Annotated in this window: 1 pseudogene; it reads right to left on the bottom strand. The window is 65.5% G+C overall.

The annotated features are described in order from the left end of the window. Positions 1 to 310 (bottom strand): annotated as a pseudogene (locus tag EN851_RS35255) (amylo-alpha-1,6-glucosidase); the annotation flags it as partial.

The following is a 310-nucleotide window of genomic DNA, read 5'->3' on the forward strand; positions in this document are numbered from 1 at the left end:
GACGAAACCCGTCGCCCGGCTTGCCTCCTCCGTCCATTCGGCGGCCGCCTTGAGCGATGGCCAGAGCGTATCGATGAAGGCCATGTCGCCGGTGCGGTCGGCATAGGCGCAGGCAAGATGAATGTAGAGCGGCGTCGTGTCGACGCCGCCGTAATAGCGGCCGAAGGGAAGCTCGCGCAGCGCCGCCATCTCGCCTTTGCGCGTCTCATGCATGATCTTGCCCGGCTGGGAATCCGAGCAGGGCGAGTTCTCGGTCGCATGATGCTCGGCGAGAAATGCCAGCACGCCGCGCGCGAGACCTGGGTTGAAC

Origin of the sequence: Mesorhizobium sp. M8A.F.Ca.ET.208.01.1.1, from assembly GCF_004791315.1 — a bacterium.
Taxonomy (GTDB): Bacteria; Pseudomonadota; Alphaproteobacteria; order Rhizobiales; family Rhizobiaceae; genus Mesorhizobium.